Annotated in this window: 17 protein-coding genes; 4 read left to right on the top strand and 13 right to left on the bottom strand. The window is 71.3% G+C overall.

The window, feature by feature from the left end:
• Positions 1–113: 113 nt before the first annotated feature.
• A complete protein-coding gene (gene helR, locus ACFWRO_RS07295) occupies positions 114–2,264 on the top strand; it encodes an RNA polymerase recycling motor ATPase HelR (RefSeq protein WP_384506311.1) in 2,151 nt (716 codons plus the stop codon).
• Here the strand turns inward: helR and ACFWRO_RS07290 are convergent.
• Positions 2,261–3,115 carry an aldo/keto reductase gene (locus tag ACFWRO_RS07290; RefSeq protein WP_384505561.1) on the bottom strand — a complete coding sequence of 285 codons (855 nt, stop codon included), beginning with the start codon at positions 3,113–3,115 and terminating at the stop codon, positions 2,261–2,263. The two genes, helR and ACFWRO_RS07290, sit on opposite strands and share 4 nt — an antisense overlap.
• Positions 3,116–3,191: 76 nt before the next feature.
• Between ACFWRO_RS07290 and ACFWRO_RS07285 the strand changes: the two genes are divergently transcribed.
• A complete protein-coding gene (locus ACFWRO_RS07285) occupies positions 3,192–3,764 on the top strand; it encodes a TIGR03086 family metal-binding protein (RefSeq protein WP_384505558.1) in 573 nt (190 codons plus the stop codon).
• A gap of 7 nt (positions 3,765–3,771) precedes the next feature.
• Here ACFWRO_RS07285 and ACFWRO_RS07280 read toward each other — a convergent pair whose 3' ends face one another.
• The gene (locus ACFWRO_RS07280; protein WP_384505556.1) at positions 3,772–4,314 is read right to left on the bottom strand and encodes a hypothetical protein; all 543 of its coding nucleotides are present in this window, start codon (positions 4,312–4,314) and stop codon (positions 3,772–3,774) included.
• Positions 4,315–4,424: 110 nt separating this feature from the next.
• On the opposite strand from ACFWRO_RS07280, the gene ACFWRO_RS07275 reads away from it, so the two are divergent.
• Complete coding sequence (locus ACFWRO_RS07275) at positions 4,425–5,546, top strand: hypothetical protein (protein ID WP_384505553.1); 1,122 nt, start codon at positions 4,425–4,427, stop codon at positions 5,544–5,546.
• Positions 5,547–5,583: 37 nt separating this feature from the next.
• Here the strand turns inward: ACFWRO_RS07275 and ACFWRO_RS07270 are convergent, their stop codons facing one another.
• Positions 5,584–6,054 (bottom strand): flavodoxin family protein, encoded by a 471-nt coding sequence (locus tag ACFWRO_RS07270; protein ID WP_384506309.1) that lies wholly within the window; start codon positions 6,052–6,054, stop codon positions 5,584–5,586.
• Between the two features lie 156 nt (positions 6,055–6,210).
• Between ACFWRO_RS07270 and ACFWRO_RS07265 the strand changes: the two genes are divergently transcribed.
• On the top strand, positions 6,211–6,729 hold the full coding sequence (locus ACFWRO_RS07265; RefSeq protein ID WP_384505550.1) for a proline dehydrogenase: 519 nt from the start codon (positions 6,211–6,213) through the stop codon (positions 6,727–6,729).
• Between the two features lie 10 nt (positions 6,730–6,739).
• Here ACFWRO_RS07265 and ACFWRO_RS07260 read toward each other — a convergent pair whose 3' ends face one another.
• The 10 genes from ACFWRO_RS07260 to ACFWRO_RS07215 all read right to left on the bottom strand — a co-directional run bounded on the left by ACFWRO_RS07260 (position 6,740) and on the right by ACFWRO_RS07215 (position 15,939).
• Entirely contained in the window at positions 6,740–7,474 is a 735-nt protein-coding gene (locus tag ACFWRO_RS07260) for a sirohydrochlorin chelatase (RefSeq protein WP_384505548.1), read from the bottom strand.
• A 2-nt stretch (positions 7,475–7,476) separates the two neighbouring features.
• Complete coding sequence (locus tag ACFWRO_RS07255; protein ID WP_384505545.1) at positions 7,477–8,373, bottom strand: ABC transporter permease; 897 nt, start codon at positions 8,371–8,373, stop codon at positions 7,477–7,479.
• Positions 8,360–9,154 carry an ABC transporter ATP-binding protein gene (locus ACFWRO_RS07250; protein WP_384505542.1) on the bottom strand — a complete coding sequence of 265 codons (795 nt, stop codon included), beginning with the start codon at positions 9,152–9,154 and terminating at the stop codon, positions 8,360–8,362. Before ACFWRO_RS07250 ends, ACFWRO_RS07255 begins: the two co-directional genes overlap by 14 nt.
• 24 nt (positions 9,155–9,178) lie before the next feature.
• Positions 9,179–10,285: an aliphatic sulfonate ABC transporter substrate-binding protein gene (locus ACFWRO_RS07245; protein WP_384505539.1), complete on the bottom strand. Its 1,107-nt coding sequence runs from the start codon at positions 10,283–10,285 to the stop codon at positions 9,179–9,181.
• Between the two features lie 202 nt (positions 10,286–10,487).
• Positions 10,488–11,852, bottom strand: a complete 1,365-nt coding sequence (locus tag ACFWRO_RS07240) for a sulfate adenylyltransferase subunit 1 (protein ID WP_384505536.1) — start codon at positions 11,850–11,852, stop codon at positions 10,488–10,490.
• Complete coding sequence (gene cysD, locus ACFWRO_RS07235; RefSeq protein ID WP_384505534.1) at positions 11,852–12,787, bottom strand: sulfate adenylyltransferase subunit CysD; 936 nt, start codon at positions 12,785–12,787, stop codon at positions 11,852–11,854. The genes ACFWRO_RS07240 and cysD overlap by 1 nt, the downstream gene beginning before the upstream one ends.
• Positions 12,784–13,368 (bottom strand): adenylyl-sulfate kinase, encoded by a 585-nt coding sequence (gene cysC, locus ACFWRO_RS07230; protein WP_384505531.1) that lies wholly within the window; start codon positions 13,366–13,368, stop codon positions 12,784–12,786. Before cysC ends, cysD begins: the two co-directional genes overlap by 4 nt.
• Positions 13,350–14,069, bottom strand: a complete 720-nt coding sequence (locus tag ACFWRO_RS07225; protein WP_384505528.1) for a phosphoadenylyl-sulfate reductase — start codon at positions 14,067–14,069, stop codon at positions 13,350–13,352. Before ACFWRO_RS07225 ends, cysC begins: the two co-directional genes overlap by 19 nt.
• Positions 14,066–14,245, bottom strand: a complete 180-nt coding sequence (locus ACFWRO_RS07220) for a hypothetical protein (RefSeq protein WP_361966987.1) — start codon at positions 14,243–14,245, stop codon at positions 14,066–14,068. The genes ACFWRO_RS07225 and ACFWRO_RS07220 overlap by 4 nt, the downstream gene beginning before the upstream one ends.
• Complete coding sequence (locus tag ACFWRO_RS07215) at positions 14,242–15,939, bottom strand: nitrite/sulfite reductase (RefSeq protein WP_384505523.1); 1,698 nt, start codon at positions 15,937–15,939, stop codon at positions 14,242–14,244. Before ACFWRO_RS07215 ends, ACFWRO_RS07220 begins: the two co-directional genes overlap by 4 nt.
• Positions 15,940–16,062: the final 123 nt, after the last annotated feature.

Below are 16,062 nucleotides of genomic sequence, written 5' to 3'. Positions count from 1 at the left end.
GTACCCACTCCTTTCCACTCTCAACTTATAGCGCATGGGGGGGCTTGCGGCAAGGCCCCGGTGGTGACGCAGAATCTCAGGCCTTGGCCCGATTCCGTGCCCGTACCGAGGAGATGAACCCCCTGACCAGCAACGCGTTCGACCTTTCCGACCGACTGTCCTCCAAGGCCGACCCGGCGCTCATCGCCGGCGACGAGCAGCACTTCGCGGCCATCGCGGACTGCCTCGACCGGACGATCGCCGAGCTGTCCGAGCAGCTCGACGTTGCGCGGAAGGCGCCCGGCGGCGCCGGCCGGGAGGCCCTGGAGCGGGACACGGAGATCCACCGCCTCACCGCCCGCCTGCGCACCCTGCGCCGGTTCGGCATGGACCTGTGCCTCGGGCACGTCGTCCTCGCCGGCAGCCCCGAGCCCGTGTACATCGGCCGCCTCGGCCTCACCGACAGCACGGGCCGCCGGCTGCTGCTCGACTGGCGCTCCCCGGCCGCCGAGCCGTTCTTCGCGGCGACCCACGCCCAGCCCATGGGCCTGGCCAGCCGCCGCCGGTACCGCTGGACCCGCGGCCGGATCAGCGACTACTGGGACGAGGTGTTCACCGCCGACGGCCGCGAGGGGCACGCGGCGCTCGACGACCACTCCGCGTTCATCGCCAGCCTGGGCGGCGAGCGCTCGTCCCGGATGCGTGACGTGCTCGCCACCATCCAGTCCGACCAGGACGCCATCATCCGTGCGGGCTCCAAGGGTGCCCTCGTCGTCGACGGCGGCCCCGGCACCGGCAAGACCGTCGTGGCGCTGCACCGTTCCGCGTACCTGCTCTACTCCGACCCGCGCCTCGGCCACCGCCGCGGGGGCGTGCTGTTCGTCGGTCCGCACCAGCCGTACCTGAACTACGTCGAGGACGTCCTGCCCAGCCTCGGCGAGGAGGGCGTACGGACCTGCACCCTGCGCGACCTGCTGCCCGAGGGGGCCGGCGCCCCGGCCGAGACCGACCCGGAGGTGGCCCGCCTGAAGTCGTCCGCCGACATGGTGCGGGCGATCGAGAAGGCCGTCCGCTTCTACGAGGAGCCGCCCACCCAGGGCATGACCGTCACCACCCCGTGGTCCGAGGTCCGGCTGACCGCCGACGACTGGGCCGAGGCGTTCCGTGCGCCCGGGCCGAGCACGCCGCACAACGAGGCCCGCGAGGAGATCTGGGAGGAACTGGTCACGATCCTGCTGGACAAGCACAGCGGCGACGTCCCGTCCGAGCAGCAGTTCCGGAAGTCGCTGCTCCACGACGAGGAGCTGGTCGAGACCCTCGACCGCGCGTGGCCGATGATCGACGCCGCCGACCTCGTCGGCGACCTCTGGTCCGTCCCCGCCTACCTGCGGATGTGCGCACCCTGGCTCGGCCCCGACGACGTACGCACGCTGCTGCGCAAGCACGCCCCGCAGGCCTGGACGGTCTCCGACCTGCCCCTTCTGGACGCGGCCCGGCAGCGGCTAGGCGACCCGAAGGCGTCCCAGCGCAAGCGCCGGCACGAGGCCTCCGTGGCCGCCGAGCGCGAGCGCATGGCCGGTGTCATCGAGAACGTCATCGCGGCCGACGCCGACGGCGAGGGCGCGGTGACGATGCTGCGCGGGCGGGACCTCCAGGACAGCCTGATCGACGAGGACGCGCTGCCCGGCACGGAACGCGCGCTGCTCGACGGCCCGTTCGCGCACGTCGTCGTCGACGAGGCGCAGGAGCTGACCGACGCCGAGTGGCAGATGCTGCTGCTCCGCTGCCCGTCCCGGAGCTTCACCATCGTCGGCGACCGGGCCCAGGCCCGGGACGGGTTCACCGAGTCGTGGGAGGAGCGGCTCAAGCGGATCGGGCTCGACCGGGTCGAGGTGGCCTCGCTCTCCATCAACTACCGGACCCCGGAAGAGGTCATGGCGGAGGCCGCGCCGGCCATCCTGGCCGCGATCCCGGACGCCAACGTGCCGACCTCCATCCGCGCCAACGGCATTCCCGTCCTCCACGGCTCCGTCGCGGACCGGGACGCCATCCTCGACGGCTGGCTGGCCGACCACGCCGACGGCGTCGCCTGCGTCATCGGCGACCCCACGTTCGAGGAGACCGCACGCGTGCGGTCGCTCACGCCCAGCCTGTCGAAGGGCCTGGAGTTCGACCTGGTCGTGGTCGTCGACCCGGACGCCTTCGGCGAGGGCGTCGAAGGCGCGGTCGACCGCTACGTCGCGATGACCCGGGCGACGCAGCGGCTGGTGGTGCTGAAGAGCTAGGCCTTGGCCAGGGCGTCCAGGAGGGAGACGTCGGAGGCGTCGAGGCGCAGCTCCGCCGCCTTCAGGTTCTCCTCCAGGTGTGTGAGGGAGCCGGTGCCGGGGGTGGGGAGCAGGACGGGGGAGTGGTGGAGCAGCCAGGCCAGAGCGACCTGGCCCCGGCTCGCCCCGTGCCGCGCCGCCACCGCGTCGAGGGTGTCCGCCGCGCTGTCGGTCAGGGCGCCGTTGGCCAGCGGGAACCACGGCAGGAACGCCAGGTCGTGCGCGGCGCAGAGCGCCAGGACCTCCGCCGACTCCCGGTCGAGCAGGTTGAAACGGTTCTGCACGGACACGATCGAGGACGTCAGGCGCAGCGCCTCCGTGAGCTGGGCGGCGGTGACCGAGTCCAGGCCGACGTACCGGATCTTCCCCTCGGCGCGAAGCTCGTCCAGCGCCCCGAGCTGCTCCGCCATCGGGACCTCCGGGTCGAGGCGGTGGAGCTGGTAGAGGTCGACGCGGTCGGTCCGCAGCCGCCGCAGGCTCGCCTCGCACATCGCGCGCAGCCGCTCCGGCCGCCCCTCGATGTGCCAGGCGCTGTCGCTCGTCCGTACGACCCCGCCCTTCGTGGCGATCACCAGGCCGTCCCGGTACGGGTGGAGGGCCTCGGCGACCAGCTCCTCGGCGAGGCCGGGGCCGTAGTTGTCGGCCGTGTCGATCAGGGTGACCCCGCGCTCCACGGCCCGCCGCAGGACGGCGACGGCGTCCGCCCGTTCACCGCGAGGCCCCCAGTAGCCCGGGCCGGTCAGCTGGGCGGTGCCGTAACCGAGCCGCCGTACGGGGAGGCCGCCGCCTATGGCGAAGGTGTCTGCGATCATGGATGGACGCTACATCAATCACCCCTGTCGCGATTCTTCAAGACCGGGCGCCGGGGCGCTCCGTAGCGTCGGCCGTATGAACGCCATCCACACCCACCTCACCGTCTGCGCCGCCGAGGCCGCCCGGGTCGCCCGCGGCGTCACCGCCGACCAGCTCGCCCAGCCGTCCGTCGCCACCGACTGGACGGTGCGCGAACTCGTCAACCACCTCGTCCTGTACTCCGCCCACGGCCTGGAGCGCCGGGCGCTGCGCGAGCAGCTCCCCGAGGCCACCGTCCAGCGGGACTTCACCACCGACGCCGACTGGGCGGAGCGGTACGCGGCCCAGCTGGACCGGGCGCTCGCCGCCTGGGAGAAGCCGGACGTCTGGGAGGGCGACGTCGACACCGGCCACTCGGTCCTGCCCGCGCCGGAGATCGCCTCGCTGATCGTCATGGAACTCGCCCTGCACGGCTGGGACCTGGCCCGTTCCACCGGCGAACGCCTCACGCTCCCCGACGACACGGGGACGTTCGTCCTCGCGGTCGTCGACGAGCACGCCGATCTCTACCGCCAGTACGAGGGCTTCGTCGCGCCCCTCGAAGTGCCGGAGAACGCCTCCGACTTCGAGCGGGCCCTCGCAGCCAGCGGCCGCGATCCGCGCGCCTGATCGGGCGTCAGCGGACGCTGTACGTGAGGACGGCCCGCGCCGGGCTCGGGAAGCGGTCGGGGGTGACCGGTGAGCGCTCGACCATGACCTCGACCGAGCCGTTCCCGTAGAACCAGACGGGGCCGTACAGGGGGGAGCCGCACAGCCCCTGGGGCAGCTCGGGTTCGCCGTCACCGAGCGCGTACTTGGTGTCGTTCCGCTCGTCGATGAGCGGTTCGCCCGGGGTGAGCAGGCCCGCGCGCACGAGGTAGTCCGGAATCCCCTTGCTCAGGAAGGAGACCTGGGCGCGGCCCTTCCGGACGACGTAGTGGACCTCGGAGGCGTCGGCGGGCAGGGCCACGCTGCCGGGGGCGATCGACGCGGGCAGCGGCGCTTCGCTCCCTTCGCAGGCACGGGCGTCGCCGAACGGGCTGAACAGCTCGTCCTGGAACAGCCAGACGAGCCCGCCGACCGGGACCGCGAGCACGAGCGCGGCGATCGCCAGGCGCACCGGCCGACGTCGGGGCGTGGGGCGATCCGTGCCCGCTTCGTCTTCCTGGTACGTCGTCATGATCCTGGAGCGTACGGGTGGGGGAGGGCGTGACATGTACGTGATCGGCGCGCCGTAGCCTCCTTGTGATCAGGTGCAGTACGTGCACGTGGGCCAACACGGGGCGGGACATGACATACCGGAGAGCGGCGATACCGGCACTGGCGGGCGGGCTTCTGCTCATCGCGCTGCTGTGGTGGGCGGGGGCGAGCGCGCAGGCGCTGCAGCTGCAGGGCAGCACGAGCGTGCTCGGCGGCCGGGCCGCCGCCGAGCTGGAGCACTGGCTGGTTCCGTGGGCGTACGACCCGCCGGCCTCGTACCGCCTCGGTGCCGAGGTGTACGGCGGGATCGGCGACACCGCCTCGATCGACAACAGCCGCTACCTCTCGCTCTACACGACCGGGATGCAGATCCGGTTCGCGGCGGTCTTCGCCTTCTTCGTGCCCGGGGCGCTGCTGCTGCTCCGCAGGCTGCCGCCGGTCCAGGGCCGGTTGCCGGCGACGCTGCTCGCGGTGTGGGCCTGGGGCATGGCGGCCGGAACGCTGGCGGTGGCGGTCTCCGCGCCGTGGCTCATCGCCGCGAACGGGCGCGGCAGCTACCGCTTCCTGCCGAACCTGGCGAGCGTGATCGCCTCGGGGCGGCAGGCGCTCGTGGTGACCGCGCTGGTGACGGCGGCCGTGACGGTGCTCGTCGCGCGGGTCGCGGTCAAGGGCGCCGATCCACTGCCTCGGCAGCCGGTCGCGGCGCGCGCCGCCCGCCTCGCGGCCACGGTCGGTACGGCGGTCGTGGCCCTGTCCCTGGTCGTCCTCTCGTACCAGCCGGTCGCCGCGGAGATCCAGACGATCTCGCCGGACGGCGGGCTGCTCGCCGCACCGGGCGACCTGCTGCGCCAGTGGCTGCTGCTCGGCGGGTGGGCGGGTCCGGCCGGCGGCTCGGTCGGCGACTGGCTCCTCTACCGCGCGGGCGACGTGCTGCTGCTCGCGGTGGTGTGGTGGTCCCTGCGCTGCCTCCCCGGCCTCCTCACCCGGGCCACGCTCCCGGCCATGGCGATCGGCACCGTCTGCGCGACGGTCCTCGGGCTGCTCGCGAGCCAGTTGCTCGGCATGGCGACGAACGAGGCGGGCATGCGCTGGGGCCTGATCCAGCTCTCCGCCGCCCTCGGCAACGGCGTCCCGGCGGCCCTGACGGTCGGTCTGACGGCGGGGCTCGCGGCGACGGTCACGCTACGAACGGCCTTGCGCGGGACGCCGTAACAGGGAGAGCGGCGCGGAGCGGTGATGCCGCGACCACTCAGGAGCGCGACGCCCGCCCGTCCCGCAGCCGCTCGGCGAACGCCCGCGCGGCGTCCAGGTCTCCGGCGTTCGGCCGCTGCTTGTTGAGACCGCCGACGAGTTTGAAGGGAGCCCAGGTGTCGAACGCCCGGCACAAGAAGCTCCCCTCCACCTCGAAGCCCTTGCCTTCGAGGAGCCGGGCCAGGGGGCGGGTGAAGGGCGCCGGCGGTAGCTCCGGGAGCCCGCTCGTGGCGAACACGAACGCCCGGCCCCGCCCGGCGGGAAGCGCCTTCACGAAGTCGACCAGGTCTCGGTGGAGCCTGCTGTAGAAGACTCCCGAGCCGAACCCCACCAGGTCGGCCGCGGCCAGCTCCGCCGGGTCGGCCTGTTCGGGGGAGACGACCTTCGCGCCCAGCACCTGGGCCATGCTGTCGGCGACCCGACGCGTATTGCCGTGCGACAAGGAGACGCACACGATGACGGTCTTCATCCTCACGGTCCCTTCCCTCGCTTCTGCAGAGAAGACACCGGAGCGGCAGCGGACGTGACAACTCCGCGCGTGTGAGGGCGGTCACAGCAGTCGGACCGGATCCAGGGACGAAGCCCCGGCGAACTGGATGAACCGCGAGAACGGCAGACTTGGCCCATGGACTCAGGACTCGCCGCGCTGCTGGGCGCCGCCGTTGGTTCCGCCACCACACTCGCGGCCGCAATCGTCAACGGCCGTGCTCAGGCACGGTCCCAGCAGGCCCAATGGAGCCGCCAGCACCGCCGCGACGCATACGCCGGCTACCTGAGCGCACTCCATGACCGCGACATCGCGATGGACGCCGTCCTCGACGCGCTGCGTGCAGACCAACCCGACCTGCCCGACATCGACGAGAAGATAGGCCGTTTCATCACCCTGGCCCGCGAGGTCCACCGCGCCTGCGAAATCGTCATCCTCGAAGGGCCGGTACGCGTCGCGGAAGTCGCGGAACGCGTCACAGTCGCCTCCAGGGACCTCTCACACGTCATGCGACGGATGGCCGAGAACGCCCACGCGGGCAACACCACCCACAAGACCGAAGACATCGCCCTTGCCGCCGAACGAGAGCGGACCCTCTACGAAGCAGTCAAGGACTTCCGCCTCGCCGCCCGCAACACCATCCGCGAAGCCGACTGATCCTGGGACGCTAGGCGACGGCCACGCGCTCCGTCGTACGGGACTGGTCGTAGCGCTGCACCAGCAGTCGGGCCAGCTCCTCCGACGGGCCCAGGACGGCCGCCAGGACGTCGGCCTCGGCGGCGCCCGCCGCGATGCGGTCCGGGAGGCGGCCGGGGGCGATGACGTAGGGGGCCACCGCCACCCGGCGCACGCCGTCGGCGCGCATCGCCCGGACCGCGTCCTCGGTCCTCGGAAGAGATGCGGAGGCGAACGCAGGCCGCACGGAGCACCAACCGGTGCGCCGCAGCTCCCGCGCCGTTGATGCGATCGCTGCGATCGCCTCCGGGTCTGTGGAGCCCGCCGAGGCCAGGACGACCCCGGTCGCGCTCTTGTCGGCGGGCGTCAGGCCGGCCTCGTACAGGCGCTGTTCCACCGCCGCCACCAGCAGCGGGGACGGTCCGAGGACCTCCGCCTGGCGGATCCGCAGGGCCGGCGGGGCCTGGCGGAGGACCGCCGGGATGTCGGCCTTCGCGTGGAAGGCTCGGGTCAGGAGCAGGGGCAGGGCCACCACGTCCCGTACGCCCTCGGCCGCGAGGAGGTCGAGGGTGCCCGGGACGGACGGCAGGTTGAAGTCCAGGAACGCCGTCTCCACCCGCAGCCCCGGCCGCAGCGACCGGACCCGCCGCACCAGGGCGTGCACGGTCGCGGCGTGCCGCGGATCGCGGCTGCCGTGGGCGACGAGGAGGAGGACGGGAGCGCTCATGGTCAGCTCTTCACCAGCAGACCGCGGCTGCGCAGCACCGCGCGCTCCAGCGGGCTGAAGATCAGCAGGTCGATCGCGACACCCACCAGCAGGATCAGGATGATCGCGAGGAAGATGCCCGGCATGTCGAAGTTGTTGCGGCCGTTCTCCAGGAGCTGGCCGAGGCCGAGCCCCAGGTCGGGCGAGGACGCGATGATCTCCGCCGCCATCAGGGACCGCCAGGAGAACGCCCAGCCCTGCTTCAGGCCCGCGAGGTAGCCGGGCAGCGCGGCCGGCATCACGATGTGCCAGGCGCCCCTCAGGCCCGTCGCGCCGAGCGTGCGCCCGGCCCGCAGGAAGAGCGGCGGGACCTGGTCGACGCCGGCCACCAGGCCGTTGGCGATCGACGGCACGGCGCCCAGCAGGATCACCGCGTACATCATCGAGTCGTTGAGGCCGATCCACAGCACCGCCGGGGCCACCCAGGCGACCGAAGGCAGCGACTGCAGGCCCGCGAGCACCGGACCGATCGCCGCGCGCACGAACTTCACGCGGGCGACCAGCAGGCCGAGCGGCGTACCGATGGCGAGCGCCATCAGGAAGCCGAGCAGGGCGCGCGACACGCTCGTCCAGAGGACTTCGAGGAGCGTGCCCTCCAGCCACATGGTCTTCAGGCTGTCCCAGACCGCGAGGGGCGCGGGCAGCTTCGACTCGTCGGTGACTTCGAGGTTGACGAGAAGCTGCCACACCGCGAGGACGAGGACCACGGCGAGCACCGGCGGCAGGACCTTCTTCACCAGGACCTCGCGCACCGGCGTACGGCGCAGCTGCACCGCGTCCAGCGCGTCGAGTCCGGCTTCCAGACCGGCCAGGTCGTCGGCCTTGGCGGCCTTCGTGGTGGTCGTGTCAGTGCTGGCCATGGCGGCGGATCTCCCCACGCAGTTCTTCGGTGATCTCGATGGACAGTTCCGCCACGGCGGCGTCCTCGATGCGGCGCGGCTGCGGGATGTCGATGGTCCACTCCCGGGCGATCCGCCCGGGGCGGGACGAGAGCAGCACCACGCGCTCGGCGAGCCGCACGGCCTCGCGCACGTTGTGGGTCACGAACAGCACCGAGACGTTCGTCTCGCGCCAGATCCGGGTCAGTTCGTCGTGCAGCACGTCCCGGGTGATGGCGTCGAGCGCCGCGAACGGCTCGTCCATCAGCAGCAGGTCGCTGTCCTGGGCGAGCGCCCGGGCCAGCGCGACGCGCTGGCGCATGCCGCCGGACAGCTCGTGCACCCGCTTGCGGTACGAGCCCGAGAGCCGCACCAGTTCGAGCAGGCGCTCCGCCTCCGGGCGCCGCTCGGACTTCGGCACCCCGCGCAGCCGCAGGGCGAGTTCGATGTTCTTGCCCGCGGTCAGCCACGGGAAGAGGGCGTGCTCCTGGAACATCAGGGCCGGCCGGCCGCCGGGGGTCTCGATGGACCCGGCGGAGGGCCGGTCGAGCCCGGCGACCAGGTTGAGCAGGGTGGACTTTCCGCAGCCCGAGGCGCCGAGCAGGGTGACGAACTCACCCGGGGCGACGTCGAGCGAGATGTCGTCGAGGACGAGCTGGCCCCCGTTGGGGCCGCCGAAGGACTTCGAGACGTGGTCGAGCCGGGCGGCGTGCGTCACCTGCGCACGGTCCTCGGCCTTGGCGAGCGTCGCGGTCGTTGCCATGGTCGTCACCTCCTGTGGGTTCGGTTACTTGGCGCCGAGGCCGGCGTCGGATGCGGCGGACCTGCCCGCTGCCTTCAGGACCTTGTTGAGAGGTCCCAGGTCGTAGATGCCGTTCAGATCGGGCTGCTTGAGGAGTCCGGCCTTCACCGCGTGGTCCGCCTGGGCGCGGAGGGTGGCCGCGAGCGGGTCGTCGGTGAACTGGATGGACGGCCAGGCGGCGTCGATGACCTTCGCGCCGAGCGGCTTGCCCGTCAGTTCCTTCAGCTTGGCGTTGGCCGACGCCTTGGCCTTGTCCGGGTTGGCGTTGATCCACGCGTTCGTCTTCGACGAACCGCGCAGCACCGCCTCGACGACGTCGGGGTGCTCGGCCAGGAACTTCTGCGACACGATGATGTTCGTGATCACGAACTTCTTGTCGGGCCACAGCGACGCCTCGTCGAGCAGCACCTTCCCGCCCTCGCTGACCAGCTTCGAGGCCGTCGGCTCGGGGACCCAGGCGCCGTCGATGGAGCCGGACTTGTAGGCGTCCGGGGTCACCTTGTTGTCCGTACGGAGGACAGAGACGTCACCCTTGCCGCTCTGGGCGTCGACCTTCCAGCCCTTCTCCGAGACCCAGTTGAGGAAGGCGACGTCCTGGGTGTTGCCGAGCTGCGGAGTGGCGATCCGCTTGCCCTTGACGTCGTCCAGGGTCTTGATCTTGGCCGGGTTGACGACCAGCTTCACACCGCCCGACGCCGAACCGGCGACGATGCGGAGGTTCTTGCCCTGCGACTTGGTGTAGCCGTTGATGGCGGGGGAGGGGCCGATGAAGCCGATGTCGATCGAGTCGGCGTTGAGCGCCTCGATCTCCGACGGACCGGCGTTGAAGGTCGAGACCTTCAGCTGGGTGCCGCCCAACTCCTTCTGGAAGATGCCTTCCTGGTCGCCCACCAGCGCCGTCGCGTGCGTCAGGTTCGGGAAGTAGCCGACCCGGACCGTGTCCGCGGAGAGCTTCGCGCCCTCGGCGGCCACCTTCTGCTCGTCGCCCTTCGCCTGGGATCCGTACCCGCACGAGGCGAGCGCGCCGATCAGCAGCGGAAGAGCCGCGAGAGCGGCGATCGAGCGGCGCGGGGTGGTGCGGAAGGCAGGCACGGAGGTGGTCCCCTCAGGGTCTTCGAAGGCTTCTTCGGCTATGTCGTTCGTGGTACGGGTGGAGCGGCATCGCGGCGCGTACGCACCGCATCGGAATCAGCACGCACATCGCGCGACACCCCCGCTGCCCGCGCCGAGGGCGCCGGAACCCACGCGGCCGCCCTCCTTGGCGAAGGTGCCGTAGACGTCGTCGTACGTCATCTCAGAAGTCCCAGCCCTCGTCGTCCGCCGCGTCCGCGACGTCCGAACCGACCTTCACGGCCTTGGCGTCGGCGAAGGACTCGCCCGCCATGCCGGCCGCGAGCGTGGTGCCGTCCGCCGGGTCGATCAGCAGGAACGAACCGGTACGGCGCGAGTCGGCGTACGAGTCGAGCGCGAGCGGCTCGGCCGTACGGACCCTGACCCGGCCGATGTCGTTGGCGACGAGCTGCCCCGGCTCGGGGTGCTGGGAGAGGTCGTCCAGGGTCAGCCGGGACGGGATCTCCTTGACGATCGCCTTGACCGTGCGGGTGGTGTGCTTGAGCAGCACCCGCTGGCCCACCTTCAGCGGCTGGTCCGCCACGTGGCAGACCGTCGCCTCGACGTCCTGGCTGGTCGCCGGGGCGTCACCGCTCGGGGCGAGGAGGTCGCCGCGCGAGATGTCGATGTCGTCGGCGAGCCGGATCGTGACCGACTGCGGCGCCCAGGCGATGTCCACGGACTCGCCGAGCGCGTCGATCGCGGTGATCGTGGACGTCTTCCCCGAGGGCAGCACGGCGACCTGCTCGCCGACCCGGAAGGCACCGGCGGCGATCTGGCCCGCGTAGCCCCGGTAGTCCGGGTGCTCGGCGGTCTGCGGACGGATCACGTACTGCACGGGGAACCGCGCGTGGCAGGCCGTCAGGTCGTGGCTGACCGGGACGGTCTCCAGGTGCTCCAGGACCGTCGGGCCGCCGTACCAGTCCATGTTGGCCGAGGGCTCCACCACGTTGTCGCCGGTCAGCGCCGAGATCGGGATCGCGGTGATCTCCGGGACGCCGAGCTCGGAGGCGTACGTCGTGAACTCCTCGGCGATCGCGGCGAAGACGGGCTCCGCGAACTCCACGAGGTCCATCTTGTTGACCGCGAGGACCACGTGCGGCACCCGCAGCAGCGCCGCGACGGCCGCGTGGCGGCGGGTCTGCTCGACCACGCCGTTGCGCGCGTCGACCAGGACCACGGCCAGCTCCGCCGTCGAGGCACCGGTGACCATGTTCCGGGTGTACTGCACGTGCCCGGGGGTGTCGGCCAGGATGAAGCGGCGGCGCGGGGTCGCGAAGTAACGGTACGCCACGTCGATCGTGATGCCCTGCTCCCGCTCGGCCCGCAGGCCGTCGGTCAGCAGCGCCAGGTCGGGCGCCTCCTGACCGCGCGAACGGGAGGCGTGCTCCACGGCCTCCAGCTGGTCGGCGAGGACCGACTTGGAGTCGTGCAGCAGCCGGCCCACCAGCGTGGACTTGCCGTCGTCGACGGACCCGGCGGTGGCGAAACGCAGCAGGGTGGTGGCGGCCAGCTGCTCGTCGGAGAGCTGCTCGGTGGTGGTGCTCATTAGAAGTACCCTTCGCGCTTGCGGTCTTCCATCGCGGCCTCGGACAGCTTGTCGTCGGCGCGGGTCGCACCCCGCTCGGTGAGCCGGGAGGCGGCGATCTCGGCGATGACGGCGTCCAGCGTGGTGGCGTCGGAGTCGACGGCGCCGGTGCAGGACATGTCACCGACGGTGCGGTAGCGGATCAGCCGCTTCTCCACCGTCTCGGAGTCCTTCGGGCCGCCCCACTCGCCGGCCGTCAGCCACATGCCGTTGCGGGCGAACACATCGCGCTCGTGGGCGAAGTAGATGTCGGGGAGGTCGATCTTCTCCCGCTGGATGTACTGCCAGACGTCCAGCTCGGTCCAGTTGGAGAGCGGGAAGACCCGGACGTGCTCACCCGGGGCGTGCCGGCCGTTGTACAGCTGCCACAGCTCCGGGCGCTGGCGGCGCGGGTCCCACTGCGAGAACTCGTCGCGCAGCGAGAACACCCGCTCCTTCGCGCGGGCTTTCTCCTCGTCGCGCCGCCCGCCGCCGAAGACGGCGTCGAAACGGTGCTGCTGGATCGCCTCGGTCAGCGGCACCGTCTGCAGCGGGTTGCGCGTCCCGTCGGGGCGCTCGCGCAGCTTCCCGGCGTCGATGTACTCCTGCACCGAGGCGACGTGCAGCCGCAGCCCGTGCTGGGCGACGGCCCGGTCGCGGTACTCGATGACCTCGGGGAAGTTGTGCCCCGTGTCGACGTGCAGCAGCGTGAACGGCACCGGCGCCGGCGCGAACGCCTTCAGCGCCAGGTGCAGCATGACGATGGAGTCCTTGCCGCCGGAGAAGAGGATCACCGGCCGCTCGAACTCGCCCGCCACCTCACGGAAGATGTGGACGGCCTCGGACTCGAGCGAGTCCAGGTGCGACAGCGCGAACGGGCTGTCGGTCTCCTCATGAACATGGGCAACGGTGGTCACGCCAGGCCCCTCTCGGTGAGCAGCGCGTGTAGCTGCGCCGCGGACTCCTGCACGGTCTGGTTCTGGGACTCGATCCGCAGATCGGGGTTGCGCGGCTCGTCGTACGGGTCGTCGACCCCGGTCAGACCGCTGAGCTCGCCCGCGGCCTGCTTGGCGTAGAGCCCCTTCACATCGCGTACGGAGCACACGTCCACCGGCGTCGCGACGTGCACCTCGACGTACGCGGTGCCCTCGGTCTGGTGGCGCTTGCGGACGGCCTCGCGGCTGTCCTCGTACGGGGCGATGACCGGGACCAGCACCTTCACGCCGTTCGAGGCGAGCAGCTCGGCGACGAAGCCGATCCGCTGCACATTGGTGTGCCGGTCCTCGCGGTTGAAGCCGAGGCCCGCGGAGAGGAACTCGCGGATCTCGTCGCCGTCGAGCACCTCGACCTGGTGGCCCTCGCCGCGCAGCGTGCCGGCGAGCTCGTACGCGATGGTGGTCTTGCCGGCGCTGGGCAGGCCCGTGAGCCAGATGGTGGCACCGGTCACGTGATTCTCCTGGGACGTCTCTGTGGTGGTCATCAGCCGTGCAGCCCGCATTCGGTCTTGCCGCGCCCGGCCCAGCGGCCGGCCCTGGCGTCCTCGCCCTCCGCGACGCGGCGCGTGCACGGCTCACAGCCGACGGAGGCGTAACCGTCCATGAGGAGCGGGTTGGTGAGGACGCCGTGCTGGGCGACGTAGGCGTCGACGTCGTCCTGGGTCCAGCGGGCGATGGGGGAGATCTTGACCTTCCGCCGCTTCTCGTCCCAGCCGACGACCGGGGTGTTCGCCCGGGTCGGGGACTCGTCGCGGCGCAGGCCGGTCGCCCACGCGCGGTACGCGGTGAGCCCGTCCTCCAGCGGCTTGACCTTGCGCAGCGCGCAGCAGAGGTCGGGGTCGCGGTCGTGCAGCCGCGGGCCGTACTCGGCGTCCTGCTCGGCGACCGTCTGACGCGGGGTCAGGGTGATGACGTGGACGTCCATCACGGCGTCGACGGCGTCGCGGGTGCCGATCGTCTCGGGGAAGTGGTAGCCGGTGTCGAGGAAGACGACCTCGACCCCGGGCCTGGCACGGGAGGCGAGGTGGGCGACCACCGCGTCCTCCATGGAGGAGGTGACGCAGAACCGCTTGCCGAAGGTGTCGGCCGCCCACTGGAGGATCTCCAGCGCGGAGGCGTCCTCCAGGTCGCGGCCTGCCTGCTCGGCGAGCGCCTTCAGGTCGGTGTCCGGGGTGTCCTCGGTGATGGCCTGAGTCGTCGTCATATCTCTTCCCCTCCAGCTGGGTTGCTCGAAGTGCCCGGGGCGAGGAGCCCCAGGAACTTCAGCTGGAAGGCTCGACTGCATGCCCGGCATTCCCAGGCGCCGTGCCCGTTCTCGTGCGGGAACAGGTCCTCGTCGCCGCAGTACGGGCAGTAGAACGGTGCGGCACGCTCACTCATGACAGGGCCTCCTCGGAGGCGCGCGCCGCCCAGGTGGCGAAGCGCTCGCCGTCCTCGCGCTGCTCCTGGAAGCGCGTGAGGACCCGCTCGACGTAGTCCGGCAGCTCGGTCGAGGTGACCTTCAGGCCACGGACCTTGCGGCCGAACCCGGCCTCCAGACCGAGGGCGCCGCCCAGGTGGACCTGGTAGCCCTCGACGCGGTTGCCGTCGTCGTCCAGGACCAGCTGGCCCTTGAGACCGATGTCCGCGACCTGGATGCGGGCGCAGGCGTTCGGGCAGCCGTTGATGTTGATGGTGATCGGCTCGTCGAACTCGGGGATGCGGCGCTCGAGTTCGTCGATGAGGGAGGCGCCGCGCGCCTTGGTCTCGACGATCGCCAGCTTGCAGAACTCGATGCCCGTGCAGGCCATCGTGCCGCGCCGGAACGGCGAGGGGTTGACCTGCAGGTCCAGGGACTCCAGGGCGGAGACGATCGACTCGACCTGCGCCTCCTCGACGTCCAGGACGATCATCTTCTGCTCGGCGGTGGTACGGACCCGGCCCGAACCGTGCGCCTCGGCGATCTCCGCGATCTTGGTGAGCGTGGTGCCGTCGACGCGGCCGACGCGCGGGGCGAAGCCCACGTAGAAGCGGCCGTCCTTCTGCTTGTTGACGCCCACGTGGTCGCGCCACTGGCCGGCCGGCTGCTCGGGCGCGGGGCCGTCGGTCAGCTTGCGCTTCAGGTACTCGTCCTCCAGGATCTGGCGGAACTTCTCCGGGCCCCAGTCGGCGACGAGGAACTTCAGCCGGGCGCGGGTGCGCAGCCGGCGGTAGCCGTAGTCGCGGAAGATCGAGATGACGCCCGTGTAGATGTCCGGGACCTCCTCAAGGGAGACCCAGGTGCCCAGGCGGACGCCCAGCTTGGGGTTGGTGGAGAGGCCGCCGCCGACCCAGACGTCGAAGCCGGGGCCGTGCTCCGGGTGGTTCACGCCGACGAAGGCGATGTCGTTGATCTCGTGCGCCACGTCGAGCAGCGGCGAGCCGGAGATCGCCGACTTGAACTTGCGGGGCAGGTTGGAGAAGTCCTTGTTGCCCACGATCCGGCGGTAGATCTCGTCGATGGCGGGGGTGCCGTCGATGAGCTCGTCCTCGGCGATCCCGGCGACCGGCGAGCCGAGGATGACACGCGGGGTGTCACCGCAGGCCTCGGTGGTCGACAGGCCGACGGCCTCCAGACGGTTCCAGATCTCCGGGACGTCCTCGATCCGGATCCAGTGGTACTGGACGTTCTGCCGGTCCGTGATGTCGGCGGTGCCGCGCGCGAACTCCTGTGAGATCTCGCCGATGACCCGCAGCTGCTCGGTCGTCAGCCGGCCGCCGTCGATGCGGACCCGGAGCATGAAGTACTCCGCGTCCAGCTCCTCCGGCTCCAGGACACCGGTCTTGGTGCCGTCGAGGCCCTCCTTGCGCTGGGTGTACAGACCCCACCAGCGCATGCGGCCCCGAAGGTCGTTGGGGTCGATCGAGTCGAATCCACGCTTGGAATAGATCGTCTCAATGCGTGTCCGCACATTGAGACCGTCGTCGTCCTTCTTGAACTGCTCATTGCCGTTCAGCGGGGTGAAGTGCCCCACGGCCCACTGGCCCTCGCCACGGTGACGGCTCACCTTGCGGCGGGGCGTTGCGGGTGCGGGGTTTTCCGGGGTGGCGGCCATGGCGTTTCGTCCTTCGGGACTGCGGGAGGGCGGCTCTGACCTGCACACTCGTACGTGGGTCAGGGGATGGCGCGACGGTGCGCAGCAGGGTGGGTCTGAAAGGTGCTCGCGGCGGTGCTGGTT

Source organism: Streptomyces sp. NPDC058579 (assembly GCF_042718575.1).
Lineage (GTDB): Bacteria > Actinomycetota > Actinomycetes > Streptomycetales > Streptomycetaceae > Streptomyces.
The sequence above is the reverse complement of the archived record's forward strand: the minus strand, read 5'-3'. Positions and strand labels throughout refer to the sequence as shown.

Coding starts and splice junctions, on each gene's coding strand:
- helR (WP_384506311.1), top strand. CDS start 114: ATGAACCCCCTGACCAGCAACGCGTTCGACCTTTCCGACCGACTGTCC.
- ACFWRO_RS07290 (WP_384505561.1), bottom strand. CDS start 3,115: ATGATCGCAGACACCTTCGCCATAGGCGGCGGCCTCCCCGTACGGCGG.
- ACFWRO_RS07285 (WP_384505558.1), top strand. CDS start 3,192: ATGAACGCCATCCACACCCACCTCACCGTCTGCGCCGCCGAGGCCGCC.
- ACFWRO_RS07280 (WP_384505556.1), bottom strand. CDS start 4,314: ATGACGACGTACCAGGAAGACGAAGCGGGCACGGATCGCCCCACGCCC.
- ACFWRO_RS07275 (WP_384505553.1), top strand. CDS start 4,425: ATGACATACCGGAGAGCGGCGATACCGGCACTGGCGGGCGGGCTTCTG.
- ACFWRO_RS07270 (WP_384506309.1), bottom strand. CDS start 6,054: ATGAAGACCGTCATCGTGTGCGTCTCCTTGTCGCACGGCAATACGCGT.
- ACFWRO_RS07265 (WP_384505550.1), top strand. CDS start 6,211: ATGGACTCAGGACTCGCCGCGCTGCTGGGCGCCGCCGTTGGTTCCGCC.
- ACFWRO_RS07260 (WP_384505548.1), bottom strand. CDS start 7,474: ATGAGCGCTCCCGTCCTCCTCCTCGTCGCCCACGGCAGCCGCGATCCG.
- ACFWRO_RS07255 (WP_384505545.1), bottom strand. CDS start 8,373: ATGGCCAGCACTGACACGACCACCACGAAGGCCGCCAAGGCCGACGAC.
- ACFWRO_RS07250 (WP_384505542.1), bottom strand. CDS start 9,154: ATGGCAACGACCGCGACGCTCGCCAAGGCCGAGGACCGTGCGCAGGTG.
- ACFWRO_RS07240 (WP_384505536.1), bottom strand. CDS start 11,852: ATGAGCACCACCACCGAGCAGCTCTCCGACGAGCAGCTGGCCGCCACC.
- cysC (WP_384505531.1), bottom strand. CDS start 13,368: ATGCGGGCTGCACGGCTGATGACCACCACAGAGACGTCCCAGGAGAAT.
- ACFWRO_RS07225 (WP_384505528.1), bottom strand. CDS start 14,069: ATGACGACGACTCAGGCCATCACCGAGGACACCCCGGACACCGACCTG.
- ACFWRO_RS07220 (WP_361966987.1), bottom strand. CDS start 14,245: ATGAGTGAGCGTGCCGCACCGTTCTACTGCCCGTACTGCGGCGACGAG.
- ACFWRO_RS07215 (WP_384505523.1), bottom strand. CDS start 15,939: ATGGCCGCCACCCCGGAAAACCCCGCACCCGCAACGCCCCGCCGCAAG.